The organism is Arcobacter sp. s6 (assembly GCF_040884245.1).
GTDB lineage: Bacteria > Campylobacterota > Campylobacteria > Campylobacterales > Arcobacteraceae > Aliarcobacter.
Map to the genome: position 1 here is coordinate 70,855 of NZ_JBEVTN010000017.1, position 22,459 is coordinate 93,313.

Annotated in this window: 26 protein-coding genes and 1 tRNA gene; 12 read left to right on the forward strand and 15 right to left on the reverse strand. The window is 27.1% G+C overall.

Going from position 1 to position 22,459, the window contains the following annotated elements; translation table 11 throughout:
• Nucleotides 1–17 precede the first annotated feature (17 nt).
• The 3 genes from ABVS04_RS11540 to ABVS04_RS11550 are packed head-to-tail and all read left to right on the forward strand — an operon-like array spanning nt 18 to nt 2,647.
• Nucleotides 18–551, forward strand: a complete 534-nt coding sequence (locus tag ABVS04_RS11540; RefSeq protein WP_368030882.1) for a methylated-DNA--[protein]-cysteine S-methyltransferase — start codon at nt 18–20, stop codon at nt 549–551.
• Complete coding sequence (locus tag ABVS04_RS11545) at nt 544–1,956, forward strand: phosphomannomutase/phosphoglucomutase (RefSeq protein WP_368030883.1); 1,413 nt, start codon at nt 544–546, stop codon at nt 1,954–1,956. Before ABVS04_RS11540 ends, ABVS04_RS11545 begins: the two co-directional genes overlap by 8 nt.
• Nucleotides 1,931–2,647 carry a carbon-nitrogen hydrolase family protein gene (locus ABVS04_RS11550; RefSeq protein WP_368030884.1) on the forward strand — a complete coding sequence of 239 codons (717 nt, stop codon included), beginning with the start codon at nt 1,931–1,933 and terminating at the stop codon, nt 2,645–2,647. Before ABVS04_RS11545 ends, ABVS04_RS11550 begins: the two co-directional genes overlap by 26 nt.
• A 19-nt stretch (nt 2,648–2,666) precedes the next feature.
• Here ABVS04_RS11550 and ABVS04_RS11555 read toward each other — a convergent pair whose 3' ends face one another.
• Nucleotides 2,667–2,876: a hypothetical protein gene (locus ABVS04_RS11555; protein WP_368030885.1), complete on the reverse strand. Its 210-nt coding sequence runs from the start codon at nt 2,874–2,876 to the stop codon at nt 2,667–2,669.
• Between the two features lie 163 nt (nt 2,877–3,039).
• On the opposite strand from ABVS04_RS11555, the gene ABVS04_RS11560 reads away from it, so the two are divergent.
• The 4 genes from ABVS04_RS11560 to ABVS04_RS11575 all read left to right on the forward strand — a co-directional run bounded on the left by ABVS04_RS11560 (nt 3,040) and on the right by ABVS04_RS11575 (nt 5,415).
• Nucleotides 3,040–3,537, forward strand: coding sequence for a transglycosylase SLT domain-containing protein (locus tag ABVS04_RS11560; protein ID WP_368030886.1), 498 nt, complete (start codon nt 3,040–3,042; stop codon nt 3,535–3,537).
• 276 nt (nt 3,538–3,813) lie between these two features.
• Nucleotides 3,814–4,155: a DUF2325 domain-containing protein gene (locus tag ABVS04_RS11565; RefSeq protein ID WP_368030887.1), complete on the forward strand. Its 342-nt coding sequence runs from the start codon at nt 3,814–3,816 to the stop codon at nt 4,153–4,155.
• Nucleotides 4,145–4,903 (forward strand): hypothetical protein, encoded by a 759-nt coding sequence (locus ABVS04_RS11570; RefSeq protein WP_368030888.1) that lies wholly within the window; start codon nt 4,145–4,147, stop codon nt 4,901–4,903. The genes ABVS04_RS11565 and ABVS04_RS11570 overlap by 11 nt, the downstream gene beginning before the upstream one ends.
• A gap of 14 nt (nt 4,904–4,917) precedes the next feature.
• Nucleotides 4,918–5,415 carry a flavodoxin gene (locus ABVS04_RS11575; RefSeq protein ID WP_368030889.1) on the forward strand — a complete coding sequence of 166 codons (498 nt, stop codon included), beginning with the start codon at nt 4,918–4,920 and terminating at the stop codon, nt 5,413–5,415.
• A gap of 27 nt (nt 5,416–5,442) precedes the next feature.
• Here the strand turns inward: ABVS04_RS11575 and ABVS04_RS11580 are convergent, their stop codons facing one another.
• The gene (locus ABVS04_RS11580) at nt 5,443–5,892 is read right to left on the reverse strand and encodes a Fur family transcriptional regulator (RefSeq protein WP_368030890.1); all 450 of its coding nucleotides are present in this window, start codon (nt 5,890–5,892) and stop codon (nt 5,443–5,445) included.
• 145 nt (nt 5,893–6,037) lie between these two features.
• On the opposite strand from ABVS04_RS11580, the gene ABVS04_RS11585 reads away from it, so the two are divergent.
• Nucleotides 6,038–6,265, forward strand: a complete 228-nt coding sequence (locus tag ABVS04_RS11585; RefSeq protein WP_368030891.1) for a ferrous iron transport protein A — start codon at nt 6,038–6,040, stop codon at nt 6,263–6,265.
• Nucleotides 6,255–8,363: a ferrous iron transport protein B gene (feoB, locus tag ABVS04_RS11590; protein ID WP_368030892.1), complete on the forward strand. Its 2,109-nt coding sequence runs from the start codon at nt 6,255–6,257 to the stop codon at nt 8,361–8,363. Before ABVS04_RS11585 ends, feoB begins: the two co-directional genes overlap by 11 nt.
• Nucleotides 8,364–8,399: 36 nt before the next feature.
• Here feoB and ABVS04_RS11595 read toward each other — a convergent pair whose 3' ends face one another.
• The 10 genes from ABVS04_RS11595 to ABVS04_RS11640 form a co-directional block, all read right to left on the reverse strand.
• A complete protein-coding gene (locus ABVS04_RS11595; protein ID WP_368030893.1) occupies nt 8,400–8,768 on the reverse strand; it encodes a hypothetical protein in 369 nt (122 codons plus the stop codon).
• A complete protein-coding gene (locus tag ABVS04_RS11600) occupies nt 8,761–8,988 on the reverse strand; it encodes a hypothetical protein (protein ID WP_368030894.1) in 228 nt (75 codons plus the stop codon). The genes ABVS04_RS11595 and ABVS04_RS11600 overlap by 8 nt, the downstream gene beginning before the upstream one ends.
• Nucleotides 8,978–9,715, reverse strand: coding sequence for an arginyltransferase (locus ABVS04_RS11605; RefSeq protein WP_368030895.1), 738 nt, complete (start codon nt 9,713–9,715; stop codon nt 8,978–8,980). The genes ABVS04_RS11600 and ABVS04_RS11605 overlap by 11 nt, the downstream gene beginning before the upstream one ends.
• Before the next feature lie 2 nt (nt 9,716–9,717).
• The gene (gene trpA / locus ABVS04_RS11610) at nt 9,718–10,458 is read right to left on the reverse strand and encodes a tryptophan synthase subunit alpha (protein WP_368030896.1); all 741 of its coding nucleotides are present in this window, start codon (nt 10,456–10,458) and stop codon (nt 9,718–9,720) included.
• Nucleotides 10,459–10,520: 62 nt separating this feature from the next.
• Nucleotides 10,521–11,936 (reverse strand): chloride channel protein, encoded by a 1,416-nt coding sequence (locus ABVS04_RS11615; protein ID WP_368030897.1) that lies wholly within the window; start codon nt 11,934–11,936, stop codon nt 10,521–10,523.
• A 162-nt stretch (nt 11,937–12,098) separates the two neighbouring features.
• On the reverse strand, nt 12,099–12,935 hold the full coding sequence (gene galU / locus ABVS04_RS11620; protein ID WP_368030898.1) for a UTP--glucose-1-phosphate uridylyltransferase GalU: 837 nt from the start codon (nt 12,933–12,935) through the stop codon (nt 12,099–12,101).
• Entirely contained in the window at nt 12,932–14,692 is a 1,761-nt protein-coding gene (locus ABVS04_RS11625) for a sugar phosphorylase (protein ID WP_368030899.1), read from the reverse strand. The genes galU and ABVS04_RS11625 overlap by 4 nt, the downstream gene beginning before the upstream one ends.
• Nucleotides 14,689–15,900: a glycosyl transferase gene (locus tag ABVS04_RS11630; protein WP_368030900.1), complete on the reverse strand. Its 1,212-nt coding sequence runs from the start codon at nt 15,898–15,900 to the stop codon at nt 14,689–14,691. The genes ABVS04_RS11625 and ABVS04_RS11630 overlap by 4 nt, the downstream gene beginning before the upstream one ends.
• Nucleotides 15,893–17,056: a glycerate kinase gene (locus ABVS04_RS11635; RefSeq protein ID WP_368030901.1), complete on the reverse strand. Its 1,164-nt coding sequence runs from the start codon at nt 17,054–17,056 to the stop codon at nt 15,893–15,895. The genes ABVS04_RS11630 and ABVS04_RS11635 overlap by 8 nt, the downstream gene beginning before the upstream one ends.
• A complete protein-coding gene (locus tag ABVS04_RS11640) occupies nt 17,049–17,858 on the reverse strand; it encodes an HAD-IIB family hydrolase (RefSeq protein ID WP_368030902.1) in 810 nt (269 codons plus the stop codon). Before ABVS04_RS11640 ends, ABVS04_RS11635 begins: the two co-directional genes overlap by 8 nt.
• 135 nt (nt 17,859–17,993) lie before the next feature.
• Here ABVS04_RS11640 and panB point away from each other — a divergent pair, with 135 nt between their 5' ends.
• The 3 genes from panB to ABVS04_RS11655 are packed head-to-tail and all read left to right on the forward strand — an operon-like array spanning nt 17,994 to nt 20,919.
• Nucleotides 17,994–18,803, forward strand: a complete 810-nt coding sequence (gene panB / locus ABVS04_RS11645) for a 3-methyl-2-oxobutanoate hydroxymethyltransferase (RefSeq protein WP_368030903.1) — start codon at nt 17,994–17,996, stop codon at nt 18,801–18,803.
• A 29-nt stretch (nt 18,804–18,832) separates the two neighbouring features.
• Nucleotides 18,833–19,870 (forward strand): Holliday junction branch migration DNA helicase RuvB, encoded by a 1,038-nt coding sequence (gene ruvB, locus ABVS04_RS11650; protein ID WP_368030904.1) that lies wholly within the window; start codon nt 18,833–18,835, stop codon nt 19,868–19,870.
• Nucleotides 19,867–20,919 carry an AI-2E family transporter gene (locus ABVS04_RS11655; RefSeq protein ID WP_368030905.1) on the forward strand — a complete coding sequence of 351 codons (1,053 nt, stop codon included), beginning with the start codon at nt 19,867–19,869 and terminating at the stop codon, nt 20,917–20,919. Before ruvB ends, ABVS04_RS11655 begins: the two co-directional genes overlap by 4 nt.
• Nucleotides 20,920–20,937: 18 nt before the next feature.
• Here the strand turns inward: ABVS04_RS11655 and ABVS04_RS11660 are convergent, their stop codons facing one another.
• The 3 genes from ABVS04_RS11660 to ABVS04_RS11670 form a co-directional block, all read right to left on the reverse strand.
• Nucleotides 20,938–21,684 carry a ferredoxin-thioredoxin reductase catalytic domain-containing protein gene (locus ABVS04_RS11660; RefSeq protein ID WP_368030906.1) on the reverse strand — a complete coding sequence of 249 codons (747 nt, stop codon included), beginning with the start codon at nt 21,682–21,684 and terminating at the stop codon, nt 20,938–20,940.
• A 38-nt stretch (nt 21,685–21,722) separates the two neighbouring features.
• On the reverse strand, nt 21,723–21,950 hold the full coding sequence (locus ABVS04_RS11665; protein WP_368030907.1) for a VF530 family DNA-binding protein: 228 nt from the start codon (nt 21,948–21,950) through the stop codon (nt 21,723–21,725).
• A 47-nt stretch (nt 21,951–21,997) separates the two neighbouring features.
• Nucleotides 21,998–22,073 (reverse strand) — tRNA-Thr (locus ABVS04_RS11670).
• Nucleotides 22,074–22,459: the final 386 nt, after the last annotated feature.

Below are 22,459 nucleotides of genomic sequence, written 5' to 3' on the forward strand. Positions count from 1 at the left end.
TATGTTAATATTCCATTATGAGAGAATATAAATCACAAACAAAAGAAATAATAGCAACAACAACATTTTCAACGCCTATTGGTGAAATGTTCGCAGCAGCTTCAAAAAAAGGCATAGTTATGCTTTGTTTTTTTACTCCTTTTAATATAGAAGCAAAAATACAAACACTAAAAGACACACTTAATGCAGATGTAATACCTGCTAATAGTGAAATATTCGATGCTTTGAAAATACAATTAGAAGAGTATTTTAATAAACAAAGAACAACTTTTGAAATTCCATTACAGCTTATTGGCTCACCTTTTCAAGTAAAAGCATGGAAAGAGTTATTAAATATTCCATATGGAAAAACTATATCTTATAAACAACAAGCTTTAAATATACAACAAGATAAAGCCCATAGAGCAGTAGCAAACGCAAATGCACAAAATATGATAGCAATACTAGTTCCATGTCATAGAGTAATAGCAAGCAGTGGAAAACTTAGTGGTTACAATGGTGGAGTTGAGAAAAAAGAATTTTTATTAAAATTAGAATCAAATAATGATTAATAAAACAATATTTAGACAATATGATATAAGAGGTATTGTAAATAGTGAGCTAACACAAGAAAATAGTAAATTAATTGGATATTATTTGGGTCTTACAATAAAAGAAAAAAACCCACAAAAAACTTCATATATTGTAGTTGGTTACGATATAAGAACTCACTCTAAAATGCTTTTTGAAGCTTTGATTTCTGGAATAAATTTATCAGGATGTAAAGTTTTAGATATAGGACTTGTAGCAACGGGAGTAAACTATTTTGCTTCCTTTCAAGAGTATCTAATCGATAATAAAACAATAAAACCACAAGCTTCTATTATGATAACAGGAAGTCACAATGCAAAACACTATAATGGTTTTAAAATAACAATAAACAATGAACCTTTTTTTGGTGATGAATTAATAGACTTATATGAAAAAATTTTTAAAAATAGTGAAATACAAATACCTAATAATTTTGAAGTAATAAAAGTAAATGCTAAATCTTTATATGTCGATTATATGATAAATCAATTTTCACATCTAAAAGATTTTCCTATTCCTTTTGTGCTTGACTGTGGAAATGGTGTAGCAAATACTGTTTTATGTGAAATACTAGATAAATTAAATTTAAATTATATAGGTTTACATCTAGAACCAGATGGAGAATTTCCAAATCATCATCCAGACCCAACAAATGAGAAAAATCTTGAAGATTTAAAAGCTTTATTAAAAGATGAATATAATTTAGGTTTTGCCTATGATGGAGATGCAGATAGAATTGCAGTTCTTACTCAAAAGTACAATATAAAAGGTGATATGCTAGCACTTTTATTTTCAAAAACTATGAAAAATCCAGTGATTATTGGAGAAGTAAGCTACTCACAAAATATCTTTGATGAAATGAATCAAACAACAAAAACTATTATGGATAAAACAGGTTATTCAAACTTGCGATTAAAACTAAAAGAGTTAAATGCAGACCTAGCAGCAGAAGTATCAGGACATATATTTTTTAATGATAGATATTATGGTTTTGATGATGCTATTTATGCAACCTTTAGAGTATTAGAATTAATTCAAAAAGGAATAGATTTAGATAAAGAGCTTGATAAACTTCCAAAAGTTTATACAAGTTCAAACATTGAAATAATAGTATCAGAGAGTAAAAAGTTTTTAATTATTGAAAAAATTGAAGAAAAATTAAAAGAAATTCAAAGAGGATTTCCAATTATAAAAGATATTTTAAAAATAGATGGCCTTAGAATCAATTTTGAGTATGGTTGGGCGCTCGTTCGAGCTTCAAATACAAATGCACTGATTATGACAAAATATGAAGCTACAACAGAAGCTACAGCTATTGGTTATCAAAAGGCTGTTGAAAATCTAATACAAGAGGTAAGAAATGAACTTAATTGCATTACAAATTAAAACAAGTCTTGATTTTGAGAAAAACTTAACACATTTAAAAGCGCTTATTAAAGCATGTGAAGAAGATTCTCTAATTCTAGCACCTGAGTTAGCTCTAAGCGGTTTTTCATATGATAGAATGATTGAGGCTTCTAATTTTTCACTGAAAGCTATAGAAGATATTAAAGCACTTAGTTTTAATAAAATCATTGCTTTAACTTTTATTATAAAAAAAGATGATAATTTTTTTAATACCTTATATATTTTCCATAATCAAGAAATTGTTCATACCCAATCAAAAGTGCAACTATTTCCACTTGGAAATGAACTAGAATATTTTAGTGCAGGAAATAAAAATGATATAAAAATTATTGAAATAAATGGAATTAAAATAGCCACATTAATATGCTTTGAGTTAAGATTTCCAAAACTTTGGGAAAAAGTAAAAGGAGCTGATATTATTTTAAATCCTGCAATGTGGGGTTTAAAAAGAAAAGATCATTATGAATCTATTTCAAAAGCCCTAGCTTTAGTAAATCAATGCTTTGTAATCGCTTGTAATAGTGCTGATGATAATATGGCAAAAGGAAGTGCAATTATAAGTTCTTTTGGAAATGTAATAAAAGATGATTCAAAGGAAGTAATAAAAACAAATTTTGATTTAGATGAGATTAAAAAAACGAGAAGATATATCGATATTGGATTGAACTAAGAGTTCGAATAAATTAAATTTATTCTACTCTTAAAGAATCTCTAATTTCATCCAAAGGAATACCATTTTGTTTAGCAAGAAGTGCTAATTTTGTTATTCTTTTTATATGAGATGGAATAATTTTATATGTTGTAAAAGTGCTTGCTTTTACACCTATTTCTTCTGCAAATCTACCTTGAGAAGTAAAGCCTATTTCTTTGATAATTTTCTTAAATTCTTTCTTTTCCACTGATTCTAACTTCTGACAAAAATTTTCGAAATTATAGTTACACCTACCTAAAAATCACATTAATCAGCATTTAAATCCAAGTAAATTATAGCCAAATTTGACAATTTTATACTTTTAAAGTATAATTCCGAACTTAATTTAAGAAAAAACAAAGGAGAAATCAATGAAATTGAAAGTTATTTTATTTATTCTAATGTTTGTATCTAATATTTTTGCATCAGATTTTGACATTAAAAATTTAACTCAAGATGAAATTGAAACACTAAAAGAGATCAAAAGACAAGGTCAAGCCCATGGTCTTAGTTACTCATTAATGGCAATTGCAATAAAAGAATCTAGCTTAGGCAAATATTTAGTTAACGTAGATACAAAAGACTATGGTTTATACCAAGCACATTTAAAAACTGTGATTGATAGAGAGAATGTACAAGATAATTCATGGAATAGAAATAAATTTGCAATGAAATTAATATCAGATTTTAAATTCGCAACAAAAAATGCAATAGATGAACTTATATATTGGCAAAAAATTCACAAGAATGATTGGTCAAAAGTTTGGAGTAGTTACAATGGTGGTTGGAAATACAACAGTAAAGCAGCAAGAGACTATTCTCAAGATATTGCTTCAATAATACGAGAACTAAAAAAAATCGACGTATAATACTTTTTTAACTAGGGAACTTCCTAGTTATCCCATTAAATAAATCCCCTTAATTTAAACTCTTTTTTTACTCAAAATGCAAAAACACATTATCTTAACATCTATTTACTTTAATGATAATCATTCTTAATATTAATAATACTTTAAGATTACTTACTATACTATTCAATAATGATTATCAGTATAAAGGATTTAAAATGATTAATTGTATAAAAATAAAAAATAAAAATGACTTAGTAAAACCAACTGGTTGCACTTGTTAATAAAGGATTTAAAATGAGCGTATTAATTATTGGAGGAGATCAAATCTCACAGATTTCATCAATGCTAGAGTCTTTAGGTGCTAAAACAATAAATCATTGGGATGCTAGAAAAAAATCATCTGCTCCAAAGAAAAAAGTTCCTTTAAATACAGATTGTATAGTAATGCTTACTTCTTTTTTGAATCATAATACTATGCTTAAATATAAAAATGAAGCGAAGAAGAAAAATATACCATTTATCTGTGCAAAAAGATCAATATCTTGTGTATATGATGAATATGTAAAAATAATGGGTATTAAAGATTGTAAAGATTGTTATGCAAATTGTAATTTTGGAGATGAAAATGCTAAATAAAAATTTAATTGGATTTAGTGATAAAGAAGAGTATTTGCCAAAAGATTTTGATGAGTTTAATTCAATAATTAGATTAAGACAAATGTTTTTAAATTTAAGTAATAATATTTTGCATTCATACTGCCATTTTTCAAAATATGAGCAAAAAAAGCTATCATCTATATCTTTAAAAGATGCTTTTGAATATAAAATAAAAAATATGCTTCCAATTAATTATGTAAAATCAAATAAAAGTAAAAATAGCACTTTTAATTTATGCATTAATTCTACAAAAATTATTAATAACTATTTAAATCCAAAAAATAAAAATCAAATTTTTGTATCAAACAATCATTTACTTCCTCTTGCAAAACTTATATCAATTTGTTTCACAAATAATAAGATGCAAGTACTTATTGATAAACATTTATTATTTCATGAATTTGTGTTAAAAAAAATAAAAAAACTACATAATGACAAAACTGTTATTGATTTAGGTGATTCAATATGTATAAAAACAAAAGATTTTGTTGGCTTGAAAATTTATACTTCATGGAAAGATATAATAGTAAATAAACCAAATATCCAAGATGAATTAGAAAGTGCAATAAAATCGATTAAGAAAGGCGAGTATTATCAAATATATTTAGCTTATCCAAAAAACAATAACTTTAAAAAACAAATCCCTATTTATGTGGATGAATTAAAAAATAAAGAGTATCAAATAAAAGCAATACCCTACTCTTTAAGATCAATTATAAAAAACTAAAAAAGGAAATAAACATGGCAACAGCAATATTTTTTGCAAGTAGTACAGGAAATAGTGAAGAAATAGCTTCTAAAATAGCTTCAAAATTGAATAATATCGAAGTATTTGATTTATCAGGAACAAAAATTGACAAAATTAATAACTATGATAAAATAATTTTAGGTGGTTCAACGTGGGGAGATGGTGAATTAAATGATGATTGGGAAGATGTATGGGGTGATTTTTGTAAATTAGACTTATCTTCTAAAACAATTGCATTATTCGGATTAGGTGACCAAGAAAGCTATAGTGATGAATTCTGTAGTGCATTAGGAATAATATATGAACAAGCGAAATCAATGAATGCAAAAATTATTGGTTTTACATCAAGCGAAGGTTATTATCATGATGCTTCAAAAGCGCAAATAGACAATGAGTTTGTTGGATTAGTAATTGATGAAGACAATCAAAGTGATTTAACAGATGAAAGAATTGCAAAGTGGGTAAATGAAATAAAAGAAGATATTTTATAAAATACTAAATCAAGGGTAGTAAAAGTACTACTCTTGACAAGCTTCACAAGCCCCATACAATTGCATAGAATGGCTAGTTATTTTAAATTTGTTCTTTTTAGCAATTTTATCTTGTCTTTTTTCAATTTCATCATCCATAAATTCAATAATTTTTCCACAAGATGTACAAATCAAGTGATCATGATGTGATTTAGCATTACTTTCATATTTTTTCCCATCTGTCCCAAAAGCAATAGAAGTAATTAAATCAACTTCTTCCAAAAAACTAAGTGCTCTATATACAGTAGCTATTCCAATATTTGAGTCAGGATGCTCTTTTTTAATCTCATTATATACTTCTTCAGCCGTTAAATGATCTTGAGCATCTAATAAGATACTTAAAACAATTTCTCTTTGTTCTGTATATTTAAGTCCTTTTTGTTTTACAATTTTTTTTAATTCGTCTATTATTTCTTCGTTACTATTTTCATTTAACATTAAAGTACACCTTCAAAAATTTTATACTGATTTAGTATATCTAAAGTTAACAAAAATTACAAATATAATTTATTGATGCATATCAAGTATTCAAAAGTTAGATTATATTATAATAATCATTATTAATACTATAAAAGGTAAATAAATGACATTAAATGAATTAAAAATAAAAGAAAGTGCTGAAGTCTTATCAATTAATTGTGATAACGTACTAAAAAATAGACTCTATTCATTTGGAATTACAAAAGGTGCTATTGTAAGAATTGAAGAATTAACTCTTACAAAAAGTACTATTGAGATAAAAATTAATCAATCAAAAATTGCTCTTAGAGTAAGTGAAGCTGAAAAAATTGAGGTTAAGTATGCAGAATAAAATTATAAAAATAGCTTTGGTGGGACAACCTAATGTTGGAAAATCTATGCTTATTAACTCAATTTCAAATGCAAGATTAAGAGTTGGAAATTTTTCAGGTGTAACAGTTGCAAAAGAAGAAGTTTTTTTAAAATATAAAAACTATCAAATCCAAATAACAGATTTACCAGGAGCATACTCTTTAAATGATTATACTCTTGAAGAAAAAGTAACAAAAGAATTTTTAGATAAATCAGATTATGATATTATATTAAATGTTCTAGACTCAACAAATCTTCAAAGAAATCTTCTTTTAACTTCAGAATTATTAGCTCTTGATAAAAAAATGATACTTGCATTAAATATGAGTGATGAAGCAGATAAAGAATTAATAACTATAGATGAACTACAATTAAGCAAAATTCTTGGAAAACCTTGTATTAAAACAAGTGCTGCAAAAAAAAGTGGTATAAACAAACTTTTAGATGAAATTGTTTCGAAATTTGAAAGTCAGAAACTTCCAACAAAACTATTCTTTTCAAGTGTAATTGAAGAAGAGATTGAAACTATTTCTACTTTATTAAAAGATTGCGCATATAAAACAAATCAAACTTATAGACAAATAGCAATTAAACTTTTAAAAGAAGACAAGCAAACATACAAATATTTTCATGATGAACCAATTTGGGTAAAACTACAAGCTGTTTTAAATGAATCGTTTGAACATCTTTACATTCATTTCAATACAAAAAATATGGAAGATATTTTTAATGATGAGAAATTTGCTTTTGCAAAAGGAGCAGTTACTGAAACTGTAAAACAAAAAATCATTGAGAAAAAAACATTAACTGAAAAAGTGGATGCAATATTAATTAACAAATTTGCAGGTTTACCAATATTTTTATTTTTAATGTGGGGACTATTTCAATTAACATTTGAAGTAGGAACTATTCCTATGGATATTATAGATGCTTTTTTTGCAAGTATAATTGATTCTACAAAAGAAATTTTAGGTGATAATCAAATCTCTTCAATTATTGCAGATGGAGCAATAGCAGGTGTAGGTTCAGTTGTATTATTTTTACCAAATATTGTAATTTTATTTTTTGGGATTGCTTTACTTGAGACTACAGGGTATATGAGTAGAGTTGCATTTTTACTTGATGGATTTTTTCATAAATTTGGTCTTCATGGAAAATCATTTATCCCTTTGGTTACAGGATTTGGATGTTCGGTTCCTGCATATATGGCTGCTAGAACATTAAAAAATGAAAGAGATAGATTACTAACTTTATTTATTATTGGATTTATGTCTTGTGGGGCTAGACTTCCTATTTATGTACTTTTTGTTGGAGCATTTTTTGGTGAAAGTAATGCAGGGAACATTTTATTTTTAATATATATAAGTGGTGCATTATTAGGATTAATTGCTGCAAAAGTATTAAAAATAGTTGTATTTAAAAGTGAAGATGAACCTTTTGTAATGGAAATGCCAAAATATAGACTTCCATCATTTAAGTTAATTTGGCATACAGTCTCAAATCAAGCAATGATGTATTTAAAAAAAGCAGGTACTTATATTTTAGCAGCATCTTTACTTATTTGGTTTGCAAGTAATTATCCAAAACATTTAGATGTAGAAGAAACATATAATCAAAAAATTGAATTAGTAAGCTCTGAAGAAGAAAAAAATAATCTTAAAAATGAATTAGATTTATATAATTTAGAAAATTCATATTTAGGATATATTGGAAAATCTACAGAAGGATTTTTTGCACCTTTAGGATTTGATTGGAGAATGACAGTTGCCTTAGAAACAGGACTTGCTGCAAAAGAAATAGTTGTATCTACATTATCTATTTTATATGGATTAGGTGGAGAAAATGATGAAACATCAGATAGTTTAATTGATAAAATTAAAAATAATATTCCATTTGCATCTGCAATTGCATTTATTGTATTTGTTATGATTTATTTACCTTGTTTAGCTGCATCTATGGTTTTTGCAAAAGAGGCTGGAGGATGGAAATATTTAGGATATTTATTTGTATTTACAACTACAACTGCATGGGTTTTATCTTTTATTGCATACAATGCAACAAAACTGATAATAAGTTAAGAGTAAATCTTAACTTATTTCTTTACTATAATTTATTTATTTTAATTCAAAAGAAGAAGTATATTCACTTTGGTTATAAATAATTTTGAAATTCCATTTACCACCTTCTCTACCATCAAGATATCTATAATCATAAGCTGAAACATCACCTGCTGGGATATTCATTTCTCTTGTTCTTGATATCTCGCCTGTTGGACTAATCCAATTTATAACTATTTGTTGATCTTTTGTGTCTCTAATTACTTCAAATTTACAAATAATTGAATTTTCATCTTCTAAAATTAAACAATCAACATTTGGATTATATGCTGGAGCAACTTCAATTACTTTTTCTTCTTCAACTAGTTTATTTTCAGCAAATGCTATGTTTGCCAATAATAAAATAGAAACGATATATTTAATCATTTTTTTCTCTTTTTTCCTGTTCTATATCCATAAATTTCATTAATAAATATTTAATTGGAGCGTAAAATGTTGTCATTGAAACTATTGTAATTATCAATTGAGCTATTTTAAATAAGGAACTATTCTCACTCAAAATAAATAATACTATATAATAACTAATAAACACAGAGATTATAGCACAAATTACAATACTTATTATAACAATAATATTATAATTCATTTTTCTTCCAAATAGGTTTTTCCTCAAAACAAGCTCTATTTTCTAAAACTTCAAAAGGTTCGTATGCTTTTTTATAGCCCATTGAGAAATGGTCTTTTATCCAATAACCTAAATAAATATATGGAATATTGAGCTCTTTTGCTATTTTTATTTGTGCCAAAATTGAAAACTTTCCTATTGATAGATCTGCATAATCATGATCATAATAACAATAAATTGCAGATATTGACTTATCTAAGATATCAACTAATGCAACACCTATTAACTTGTCATCTCTTACATATAAAAACTCTTTTGCAAACTCTTCTTTAGCTTCAACATAAGATTTCAAATAATCATTAGGTTCAATTGGGCTATATGGCCAATCTTTCTTATCATTCATAAATTTATGATACTTATCATAAAGATTTAAATGTTCCATTGTCATAGATGGTGGTCTTATATAAAGTTTAGTATCTCTATTTTTTGCAATTACTCTTTTTTCTGATTTAGAAAATTTGTAATTTTGAACATCAATTCTAATAGATACACATTTTGTACAAGATTTACACTCAGGAACAAAATGCATTTTTCCAAATCTTCTCCAACCTCTCTCTAACATTGCTTGATATTGGGAAGAAGAACAAGAATAAATATACTTATATCTAATATCAGATATTCTTTCATCAAAATAAGAGCAGCTTCTATTTTCTTCTACAAATTCAATATCTGGATTTTGAGTAAACATAATTATTCGTTAATTTTTTCTTTTATTTCTTTTGCAATAGCACAAATTTTTTTAATTTTTTCATCATTTGATAAACTATCATCAATTATATGTTTTACAAAAGCACTTCCTACTATAACACCATCAACACCAATAATCTTCTCTTTGCAAGTTTTTTCATCAACACCAAAACCAATGTATAAAGGTGTATTTGAATATTTTCTTACATTATTAATAATTGAAGTTAAATCCTCTTTTTGTCCGCTTCCTGTAATTCCAGCATAAGCAACCATATAAATAAACTTTTTAGCATCTGCTACTATTAATTTTATTCTCTCTTCACTATCAGTTGGTGCTACAAATGAGATATTTGTCTTATTATATTTATCAAATAAACTTTGGAAGTTTTGCGCCATTTCATAAGGAAGATCTGGAATAATAGTTCCTTGAATATTATATTCTTGGGCATTTTGTAAAAACTTTTCCATACCATAATGATAAAATGGATTTAAATAACCCATCCATAAAGTATCAATATCTTTTGCAATTTTTGAAGAAACTTCAAATAAATCTTTTAATTTAAAACCATTATTTAACGCAATTAAATTTGCTTTTTCAATAACAGGACCATCTGCTACTGGATCAGAAAAAGGTATTCCTAACTCCAATGTATCAACCCCTGCATTTTTCATACTATAAGCTAAATCAATTGTAAAATTGTTATTTGGAAGGGATGATGTAATATAACCTACTAATTTTTTCAAAATCGTAATCCTATCTTTAAAATTTGAATTATTTTATCTAAAATCTACTTTTAAACTATTAATTATTCTTTTTTATCTTCTGTATTTTCCTTTGCATCTTTTTTGCTTCTTTTCAAAAGTACATTAATAATATTTTGAATATTAATAAAAAATCTTGTTGTGTAAGAAGTTTGGCTATTTACAATCTCTTGGCCTAATTTTATATCTATTGCTTCTGATTTTTTCATGGATAAAAGTTGAGAAGGGAATACACTTCTATGCCCTGTCATTAAAAAAGCAATAATAATAGAAATAGCTGCATAATGCCCAACATCCATTCCAAAAAGTTCAACAGACATTATCATTGCAGCAATTGGAGCACTTGTTGTTCCTGCTAAAACACTAACAAAACCAAGTGCTGCAAATAAAGGAATATACCCATCTACTAAATATCCAAAGAAATTACCACTTGTTGCACCAACATAAAATATTGGGGTAATAACTCCACCACTTCCACCAAAAGCTAAAGTTAAAGAAGTAAAAATAGTTTTCATAATAAAAGCATACCAAGGCACATTTTCATAAGCATCGGTGTTATAGGATAAAGAATCTTTTATTGTATGAAAACCTAATCCTAGATAATCTTCTCCAAAAATTAGAGTTAAAATTACAAGAATAATTCCACCTAAAAAAGCTTTTAAAATATAATTTATTTTTACTTTGTCAACATATTTATGTAAAGTACCCAATGTAGTAATAATAAAATCAGCTACTAATCCAAAAAATATTCCACCTAAAATAACTTTTGATAATAAAATATAATTAAAATCAAAACTTGAATAAAATGCTATATAAAAATATGTATAATTAATACCGAACATCTTTGCTACTAAAAATGCTGAAAATCCAGCAACTATTGAAGGCAATAAAATATCATACATTAAAGCACCAACAATTAATATCTCTACTCCAAAAATTGCACCTGCTAATGGTGTTCCAAATACAGAAGCAAATCCCGCACTAATTCCACAAATTACAATTTTTTTTCTATCTCTATTTGTAAAATTTAATTTCATTGCAATAAAAGAAGCTAAAGATGCACCAATTTGAGCACCAGGTCCTTCTTTTCCAACAGAACCTCCTGCAAAAATAGTAAGTACTGTTGCAAACAGTTTTGTTGGAACAACACTAATATTAATTTTTCCAGAATTTTTATGAACAGCTTCGATTACTTTTTCCGTTCCATGGCCTTGGGCACTTGGAGCAAATTTTTTAACAATAAAAACTGTTATTGCTAAAGCAAAAGGTAAAGTATAATAATAATTAAAAGGTAGTAATTCCCTTGAATTTTCACAATATTCTAAAAGTTTTAGAAATAAAGAAACAACAGCACCAATTAAGGCACCAATTAAAGATGATAGAATTATCCATTTTGTGATACTTGCAAATAGAATAGTTTGTTCGGCTAGGTGTTTTTGTATATTTAAGTCATTTTTCATAAGAAAGCTTTATATTTATTTTAAATTTATATTTAGTATTTGATTTTAACGAAACACTTATTTACATATTCTTTAAAAATAAGCTTTTTATGACAAATATTCAAATTCTGAATTTTTAATAGCTTGAGATAATCAAACCTCAAGCTAAATTTTTTCACTAATCTATTTTTTTGCTTTTTTTTCTAAATCATAAAAATAATTTGTAGCTTCAACAAAACCATCAACACTTCCACAGTCAAATCTTTTACCTTTAAATTTATAGGCTAATACCATGCCACTTTTAGCTTGTGTACATAATGCATCAGTAATTTGAAGTTCTCCATTTTTGCCGGGTTTAGTTTTAGAAATCACTTCAAAAATACTTGGGGTTAAAATATATCTTCCAATAACAGCTAAATTTGATGGAGCTTTATCATTATCAGGTTTCTCAACCATATTTGAAACCATAAAAACACCATCTTCTATTTTACTTCCTTCAATAACACCATATTTATGAACATCTTCTTTGGGAACTTCCATACATGCAACTATGCAACATTTATATTTTTCATATAATTTTATCATTTGAGTTAAAACACCATCACCTTTTGGATTTACACATAAATCATCTGCAAGAATTACAGCAAATGGATCTGTTTCACCAACAAGCATTCGTCCCTTATATATTGCATCGCCTAAACCTTTCATCTCATTTTGTCTAGTATAAGTAAATGTACATTTTTCTATAATTTTTCTAATGTCATTTAACATCTCTTCTTTAGATGAACCTTTTATTTGATGTTCTAACTCATATGATATATCAAAATGATCTGTAATTGCTCTTTTACCTCGTCCTGTAATAATAGACATAACTTCACAACCACCTTCAATCGCTTCTTCAACTCCATATTGAATCAATGGTTTTGTAAGTACTGGTAACATCTCTTTTGGCATTGCCTTTGTTGCTGGTAAAAATCTTGTACCGTAACCTGCTGCTGGAAATAAACACTTCTTAATCATTCTTTCTCCTTTATTTGTTTGATTGTTCCTTTTAACCACATTATTTGGTATGGTTCAAGTTTAAATTCTCTTGTTTGCTCAACTTTTTCTTGTGTCAATGTTGCATAATTCGTAGATAAAATATCATATAAAGGAAGTTTTATATTTTCAGGAAGAGTACAAATTACTTCTTCATTTGAAAAATTATGAATAGCTATAATTCTTTCAACACCTTTAGCGCACACATTATCTATGGCAAATACTTTTTCCCCTAAATCTAGAAAATTAAATTTTCCAAATGGATTAAAAGCTTCTTCATTTATTCTAATAGATATTAATCTTTTATAACTATCAAAAACACTTTTTGCTAAACTTCCTTGTTTTGATAATTCTGTTTCTAACCAATCAATATGATATTTTTCTCGATTTATAGTTCTATTAACTCCTGTATGTTTTACTCCATCTTGATAGTTCCTAGATCCAACTAGTGAATGAAAATAAATACCAGGAACTCCAGGCATTGCTAAAACTGTTGCTTGAGTTACTAATAACCTTTTTAATCTAAGGGCATCATCTTCACTTGGATGTGTTAGCGCATCTATATAAGAACAATTTAATTCATAAGGAGTTTTTCTTCCATCCTCTTCTGCTCTAAAAGAAACTAATCCACCGTGTTCTTGGACTTTTTGTACTAAAAAATCAACTTCTTCATCTTTTAATATATCTTTTATAGGTCTAAGCCCTATTCCATCATGACTAGCTGTGAAATTAAAAAAACAAACCTTATCACTAGGTAGTGTTAAAGTTTTTGCCCATGTATTTAAAGTGCTTGTATCTCCATGTAAAATAGAATGAACCAAAAGTGGTGGAAGAGCAAAGTTATAAACCATTTGAGCTTCATCATCACCACTTCCAAAGTAGGATACATTTTCATGATGAGGCACATTTGTTTCAGTTATTATTATAACTTCAGGTGCAACTTCGTGTAAAACATCACGCATCAGTTGTATTAATTCATGGGTTTCTTGAAGATGAACACATTGTGTTCCTATTTCTTTCCAAATAAAAGCAATTGCATCAAGTCTAATAAGTGTTGCACCTTTTTCTATATAATAAAAAAGAGCATCTAATACATTTTTTAAAACCCTATGACTTTTATAATTTAAATCAACCTGATCTTTACTAAAAGTAGTCCAAATATTATGAATTTTTCCATTATCATCCACAAACTCACTTAAAAGTGGACTAGCTCTTGGGCGTACCACTTTACTTAGATCAATGGAAGGATCCAAATCAATAAAAAAATCTTGAAAATAAGGATCTCCACTTAAATATGCTCTAAACCAATCTGAAAATTGTGAAATATGATTTATAACACCATCAACCATAAGTCTGTAATTTTTACTTATTTCTTCTATTTCTCTCCAAGAACCCATATGAGGATCAACGGCACTATAATTTACAACTGAAAAACCATCATCTGAAGAATAAGGATAAAATGGGAGAATATGAATTGAATTAATAACACCTTTTAAATGATTATCCATAAAATCATTTAGTGTTTTAAGTGAAGCTTCATGATTTCTACTTACTTGATCTCCATAAGTTATTAAAACGATATCTTTTTGACTTAAGTGATATTCTTGAGATTTTATTCTTTGCTTATATTTAAAAATTAAGTCTATAATATCATTTATAGCTAGTTCGGCAATGGTAGGAGGATAGAGTTTATTTAGTCTCTTATTTATTTTATGATTTGGGCTTGATATATGTTTCATTGGTTATCCTCACTGACATATTTTGCAAATTTATCTGAGAATCCAGGCATAACAGAACGAACTGTAATCCAAGGCGAAAGAGCTGGAATTCCCATAGGATCTTCGTAATACTCTTTTGATGCTTCTTTTATGGCTTTTTCAAACTCAATAACTGCTTGTATTTCTTTTTCTCTTATATATTCTAAATTATTTAATTTACTCAAGGCATTGTGTTTTGATATTTCAAATCTTGCTTCTTGAAAATAAGTTGCTAATAATGTTTTAAAAGATGCTTCACTAAATACAACTCCTTCTTGAGCCATAACTCTAAAAAGTGTTTTAGCTATATCATTTGCCATTTTATATATTCCACCACCACTATCAGAATTTCCTAATTCTTGATGTTTATGCTCATAACTTTCCATAATTTCAGTTTGACATATTCTTCTATTTGAAGTATTTTTATATACTTCACTTAAAGTTGAAACTTCTAATCCCCAAGTGGGAGAAATAGCAATACCTCTTCCTAAACTTCTTATAAAAGAAAATTCACCCGATAAGGCATATCTAAAACTTTCCATATAATCTAAATATCTACTAGAACCATAAACTTTAGTAAGCGAATTTATCAAAGGCGTATATAAAAGTCTAGTTGCTCTTCCATGTAGTTTATTTGTTACCCTTGAATAAAACCCCTTATTAAATTCAAAATCAAGTCCTGGATGAATAATGGGATAAAAAAGTCGTGCAGGAATTTCTCTATTATAATTTACTATATCACAATCATGAAGTGCAAAAGCATAAGCATCTTTATCAGTAAGTCCATAACCTATCATTGTCCATACATTTCTTCCTTTTCCAGGAGTATTAAGTCCAGGGAAACCTTCATTTGTCAAATCTTTATATAACTCTTGAATTTTAGGTCCATCATTCCATAAAACATCAACTTTACAAGGTAAAACAGACATCAACTGCTTAACTTCTTCAAATTGCTCTTTTGTTGCTTTATCTAAACCTAATATTATTTTATATAAATATTTTACACTTTTTAATTCTTCAATAATTTTATGCATTGCAGGTGTTTGAAATTCTGAATATAAAGCGGGTAAAAGAAGAACCATTTGATGTCTTTGAGCAAACTCTTCAAGCTCATTCTCCATGTTTTTAATACTTCTATTGCCAACATTTTGTAAAGTTGTTATAACTCCATTTTGAAAAAAATCAGCCATTATTTTTCTCCTTTAAAACTATTATAAAATCCATCACGTTTGTTCCTGTAATTCCAGTTACAAAATCATATGAAAGCTTTTTGAAAAAACTATTACTATCGCAATTTTTTAGATACTCATTTGCATTAAGATTTAAAGTTTTTATTTTTTCAAAAACCTCAAAATCAATAAAAGCTCCATTAGCATCACTATTTCCATCAATGCCATCACTTCCTGAACATAAAATAGAGATGTTTTTATTAAATTCATTATCAATTAACAATCTTAAAGCTAATTCTTGATTTCTTCCACCTTTTCCATTTGCTTCAACAATAGTTGTAGTCTCTCCTCCAAATAACAGACAAAAACTCTCATATTTTTTATCATATTCTTTAATAATCTTTGAGATATAAGAACTTGCATTTGGGGAGTTTTTATCAAGAGAAGTAGTTATAATTTTTACTTTATCCACTTTTTTATTTATATATTTTTTTGCTTCTTTTAAAGCAATTTTATTATTTCCTATTATATAGTGTTTGAATTTTCCATTATTCATAGGAGCAGATCCAATTGTATTTAAATCATCTCCAATTACATCACTTAAAACTAAAACAGAACCTTTAGCTTTTATTTTATCAGCAAGCTTTCCACCTTTTATTTGTGATATAGATTTTCTAACACTATTTAAAGCTTTGATATCTATTCCACTTGATAAAAGAGCTTTTGAAATTTTTGAAAAATCATCTAGACTCAAACCTTCAATCGGCTTTTCAATCATTGCAGAAGCTCCACCTGAAAGTAAAAATATAAAATAATCATCTTTATCTAACTTTGATACTTCATCAAATAATATATTTCCAGCTTTCATACTTTTTCTAGATACTAATGGATGAGTTGATTTAAAATGTTTTATACATTTTAATTTTCCCTTTGATGTAGAAATAGCTAAGCCATCTTTTATTTTCTCTTTTAAAATTTCTTCACATTCCTTAGCCATAGAAGATCCAGCTTTACCAACTGAAAATATGTATAAATTTTTAATCTTATTTAAATCTATATTTTCATCAACTATTCTTAGAATATTATCTTTAATAGATACATTATCTCTAATAATTGTTTTTGCTTTTACCTTATTCAAAGCTTTAAAGTATATTTTTTCCAATTCTTTTCTAGACATTTTTTAACACCATTTCGCTCCAACCTGCAGAGCCTTTGTAAGTTGATTTTTGAATATTTTTAATTTTACAATTTATATATCCACCTTTGTGGTTTTTAATTATAATTGGAACATCCACATTTTCAAGCATAGGAATATCATTTTCACCATCACCTAAGGCAACTGATTTAATCTTTTCATTAAATACTTTTTCAAATATTTTTATTGTATCTTCTACTGCTTTTCCCTTATCCTGATTAATTCCAATTAAATGATAAAATCTTCCACCTTTTGTGATTTTTATTCCATATTTAGAAGCAAGTATTTTTAAACTCTTTAATTTAGATTCATCATGCAAAATAAAAGGTTCTGTAAAATTCCTTTGTTTTGATAAAGAAGCAATTTGAGAATCTAATTTTGTATATTTCATTAGTTCCCATTTATTCATATCAGAAAAACCCAATAGTCCAAATTCTTCTTTATATTTATTATAAAATTCTAAAATTTCATCATAAGATAATCCCAATTGATAAATAAAATAATTTTCATATTCTTCTAAAAATGAAAAATCTAATTCTTTATAATTTTTTGGAATAAATAACGCAGCACCATTTTCTATAATAAATGGTTCATTGAGTTTTAATTTCTGATGTAAGCTCTCAACTTCGATTTTTGTTTTACTTGTAGTGAAGATTATAGGTATATTTTCATTTAAAATTTTGTTAAGACCTTTTAGTGAATCACTAAAACAATAGTCATCATGATTTAAAAATGTACCATCTAAATCTGTAAATATAATTGGTTTCATAATTAATAATAACATTTAATAATCAAAAATAAAAGTCATTTATGTTTAAATATTATACAGTATACAAAATGTATCTATATTGTTATTTTATTTGTTAAAAAGATTTTTGTGATAAAATATCTATCTAGATAAAGTATAGGAAATTATATAATGAGCATAATTACAAACGATTTTGAAAAAATTAATATTACAAAAATTAAAAAAGCAAAAAATAATAAAAAACTAACAGTAATTACGGCATATGATGCATTGTTTGCAAAACTTTTTGAAGAAATAGCAGATATGATTTTAGTTGGTGATAGTTTAAATATGAGCTTTGCAGGGCGTCCAGATACACTTTCAGCAACACTTGATCAAATGATATATCATACAAATGCTGTTTGCTCAGGAGCAAAAAAAGCTTTTGTTATTTTAGATATGCCATTTGGAACATATATTAATAAAGATGAAGCTTTAAAAAATGCGGTTAAAGTTTATCAAAAAACAAATGCAGCAGCTATCAAAATTGAAGGTGGAGAAGATCGAGCAGATATTATAAAACACTTAACTTCAAATTCTATTGCAGTTATGGGTCATATTGGTCTTATGCCTCAATATGTAAGAAGTGAAGGTGGATATAAAGTAAGAGGAAAAACAAAAGAGGATGAAGAACAATTAATTGCTGATGCAATTGCAGTTGAAAAAGCAGGTGCTTTTGCAATCGTTGTTGAGGGAGTTATGAGTAATGTTGCAAAAAAAATTACAGAAGCTGTAAATATTCCAATAATTGGAATAGGAGCTGGAAATGTAACAGATGGTCAAGTTTTAGTTTGGTCAGATATGTTAGGGTTCTTTGAAGATTTTAAACCAAAATTTGTAAGACATTATATGCAAGGAGCTTCAATGGTTAAGCAAGCTGTTAATCAATATAGAAATGATGTTCAAAATAGTTCATTCCCCTCACAAGAAGAAGAGTATTAATATGTTAATATTCAAAGGAAATCTTTAAAATGGAAAGATTAGTAGAAGTTGAGTCAGTATCTTTTGAAGAAGATAATCAAGAAGTAAACTTACGTCCTTCCAATTGGGATGACTATATAGGCCAAGAAAAAATAAAAAAAAATTTAAAAGTATTTATTGAAGCTTCTAAAAAACGAAAAGAAGCTTTAGATCATATACTTTTTTATGGACCTCCAGGACTTGGGAAAACAACTCTTTCATATCTTATTTCAAATGAAATGAATTCAAATATAAAAGTAACAGCTGGTCCTATGATTGAAAAATCAGGTGATTTAGCTGCAATATTAACTAATCTTGAAGAAGGAGATATCTTATTTATTGATGAAATTCATAGACTTTCTCCTACAGTTGAAGAAATACTTTATCCTGCAATGGAAGATTATAGATTAGATATTATAATAGGTTCAGGACCTGCAGCACAAACAGTAAAGATTGATTTACCAAGATTTACATTAATTGGAGCAACAACAAGAGCTGGAATGTTATCAAACCCTTTAAGAGAAAGATTTGGTATGCATTTTAGAATGCAATTTTATAATCATGATGAGTTATCAAAAATCATTCGAAAAGCAGCAGATAAACTTTCAAAATCATGTGAAAATGATGCAGCATTTGAGATTTCAAAAAGAAGTAGAGGAACTCCAAGGGTAGCACTTAGACTTCTAAAAAGAGTTAGAGACTTTGCTGAAGTAGAAAATGAAAATTCAATTCATCTTTCAAGATGTAAATATGCTTTAGATGAATTAGGTGTAAATGAAAGTGGTTTTGACGAAATGGATATAAATCTTCTTGAACTTTTAGTTTCAAATAGAGGAAAACCGATGGGACTTTCTACAATGGCAGCAGCTCTTAGTGAAGATGAAGGAACTATCGAAGATGCTATTGAACCTTATTTACTTGCAAATGGATATATAGAACGAACAGCAAGAGGAAGAGTAGCTTCAATAAAAACATATGAAATGTTTAGACTTTCATATCCAGGAAATGAAAAATTAGATGATGATATAAACCAAGGAAAACTATTTTGAAAGCAGTTTACTTTTTAGTTGCAATTGCTATTGTGATGATTTTTTTTATGGTGGAGCTTTTTAGCCCATTTTTAAAAGCAATTTGTGTGTCAGTTTTATTAGCAGTTGCAACAAATTCTGTGACTCTGTATTTAGAAAACAGACTAAAAAGTAGAATAATTGCAAGTTCAATTATGACAATAGTTTTAACTGCACTATTTTTTATTCCAATTTTATATTGTATTTTTTCATTTGCAAACTTTTTTAATCAAGTGGATAAAGAAGTATTAATCAATAACTTAAGTGAAATGAAAATTTTTGTTCAAAAAATGATATCTGATTTAGTTTTTCTAAATGATTTTTTAAATGACTTAACTTCAAAAATTGATATTGGTAAAACTGTAGAAAACATATTATCAATTAGTGCATTTTTAGGAAAGAATTCTGCTAAATTTATGATAGATATGATAATGATATTAATATTTTTCTTTTTCTTTACCTTATATTCAAACTCAATTGCTACTTTTATGAAAGAATTATTACCAATAAAAAAGGATGATTCAACTATCTTATTTTATGAATCATCAAATGTAATGACTGTTGTTCTTTATTCAATATTAATTACTGCTGTTTTTGAAGGATTTTTATTTGGTTTTTTTCTAACATTTTTTGGTTATGATGGTTTATTATTTGGAGTATTGTATGGTTTTGCATCATTAATTCCAGTTGTAGGTGGAGTTATAATGTGGCTTCCAATAGTTATTTATGAAGCAACAACAAACTCATTAACAAATGCTGTAATAATTGCAGTATATTCAATATTAGTAATATCTGTAATTGCAGATACATTTATAAAACCGATGATTATTAAATATATAAATCAAAAAGTTGTAAAAACACCAACAAGTGTAAATGAACTTTTAATATTTTTCTCAATAGTAGCAGGTCTTTCAACTTTTGGATTTTGGGGAATGATCATAGGTCCGGCAATGGTGACATTTTTCATATCAATTATGCATTTATTAAAAAAATATTCAGATGACTTTAAAGAACATGTATCCTATGATTAGGATACATATTAAAAAATATTAATTATCCCCACTCTCTCTTTGTCCACCAAAAGATGAAATACCATAATCTAAATTTGCAACAGATTTAAATCCTAAATCTTTCATAATTCTTTGACAATAAGCACTTCTACTTCCGCTATGACAATAAACTACCACAGGAGTACTTTTTTGATCAGTTATTCTTTCTAAAGCTTGATAAAATGAAGTAGTAGGAATTAAATAATCTGTACCTTTAATTCTTGTTCCTACCCATTCCATCCATTCTCTTGTATCAACTAAATTAAACTTTACAAAACCTAATTCTCTTGCTTCCAATAATGATTCTAGTTCTTGTGAATTAACTTCAACTTTAGTTAAAAGTTTTTCACACTCTTCTTTTGACAAACCTCTTGAATGAGTTGCAATAGCATCATGAGTTTCAGTATCTTTTGCTATTTCTTCAGCTTTTTCAATTGTACAAAAAATTCCACAGTGGCAAGAACCTTTTGATGGTATTTCATTTGTAAGTGCAGGAGTACATGGACATAATCTATTTTCGCTTGTTTCTTGCTCTTTTGCAGTTTCACCAATAACCATAAAACATGGACAAAATCTTTTTCCATAAATCATTTTATTTCTAGCAAGACCCATTTGAATCGATTCATTTATCTCATCGTCTGGATTATAAGAAAATCCATGATCAGAAATAACTTTATCTGTAAATTGTTTAGTTAACTCAAGTTCAATTTGAAATTCTTCACTATTTGTATCTATTTTTCTAATCATTATTTATCCTAATATTTTCTTTTATTTTATATTTTAATTTATATATCTTTTTTAACAAAAGTATTTAAATATAATTTTTCAACTTTTTCTCTAGCCCATGGAGTTTTTCTAAGAAACTTCAAACTTGACTTTACAGAAGGTTCATAGTTAAAACTATTAATATTTATTAATCTTCCTAATTCATTCCATCCATAGTATTCTACTAATGAATTTATTATCATTTCTAACTTAATTCCATGTAATGGATTATTTGGGTTTTCATTCAATTCATTTTCCTAGTTAATATTTTCTTATAATAAAAGTATAACATAAATGGTGCTCACAATCGGAGTTGAACCGATAACCTCTTCCTTACCATGGAATTGCTCTACCATTGGAGCTATGCAAGCGTGCTAAAATAAGAATGTAAAAAAGATGGGAATTGTAGCAAAAAAGAGCATAAGAGGTGATAAATTTGATTAACTTAATTAAAACTATAGTAATAAAGAAGTAAAAAATAGTTAGACTAAAATAGTCTAACTATATTTAGTAAATGTAAGAATTACTTCTTGTAAATAGTACCAGTGTTAACTTGAACACCAATAACGTAACCGTCAACCATAATGTAAGATTTACTCTTGTCTTTTTCATCCGGAATAATAGAAACTCCAAATGAATTGTGTTTACTAACTTTGTATAAAGGTTCCATTTTTTGTCCTTCTTCCTGAGTTTCTCATAGGACACCCAGATTTTCACTTTGAATAAATAGCATCGTAAATCTGTTTTTGTATTTCAT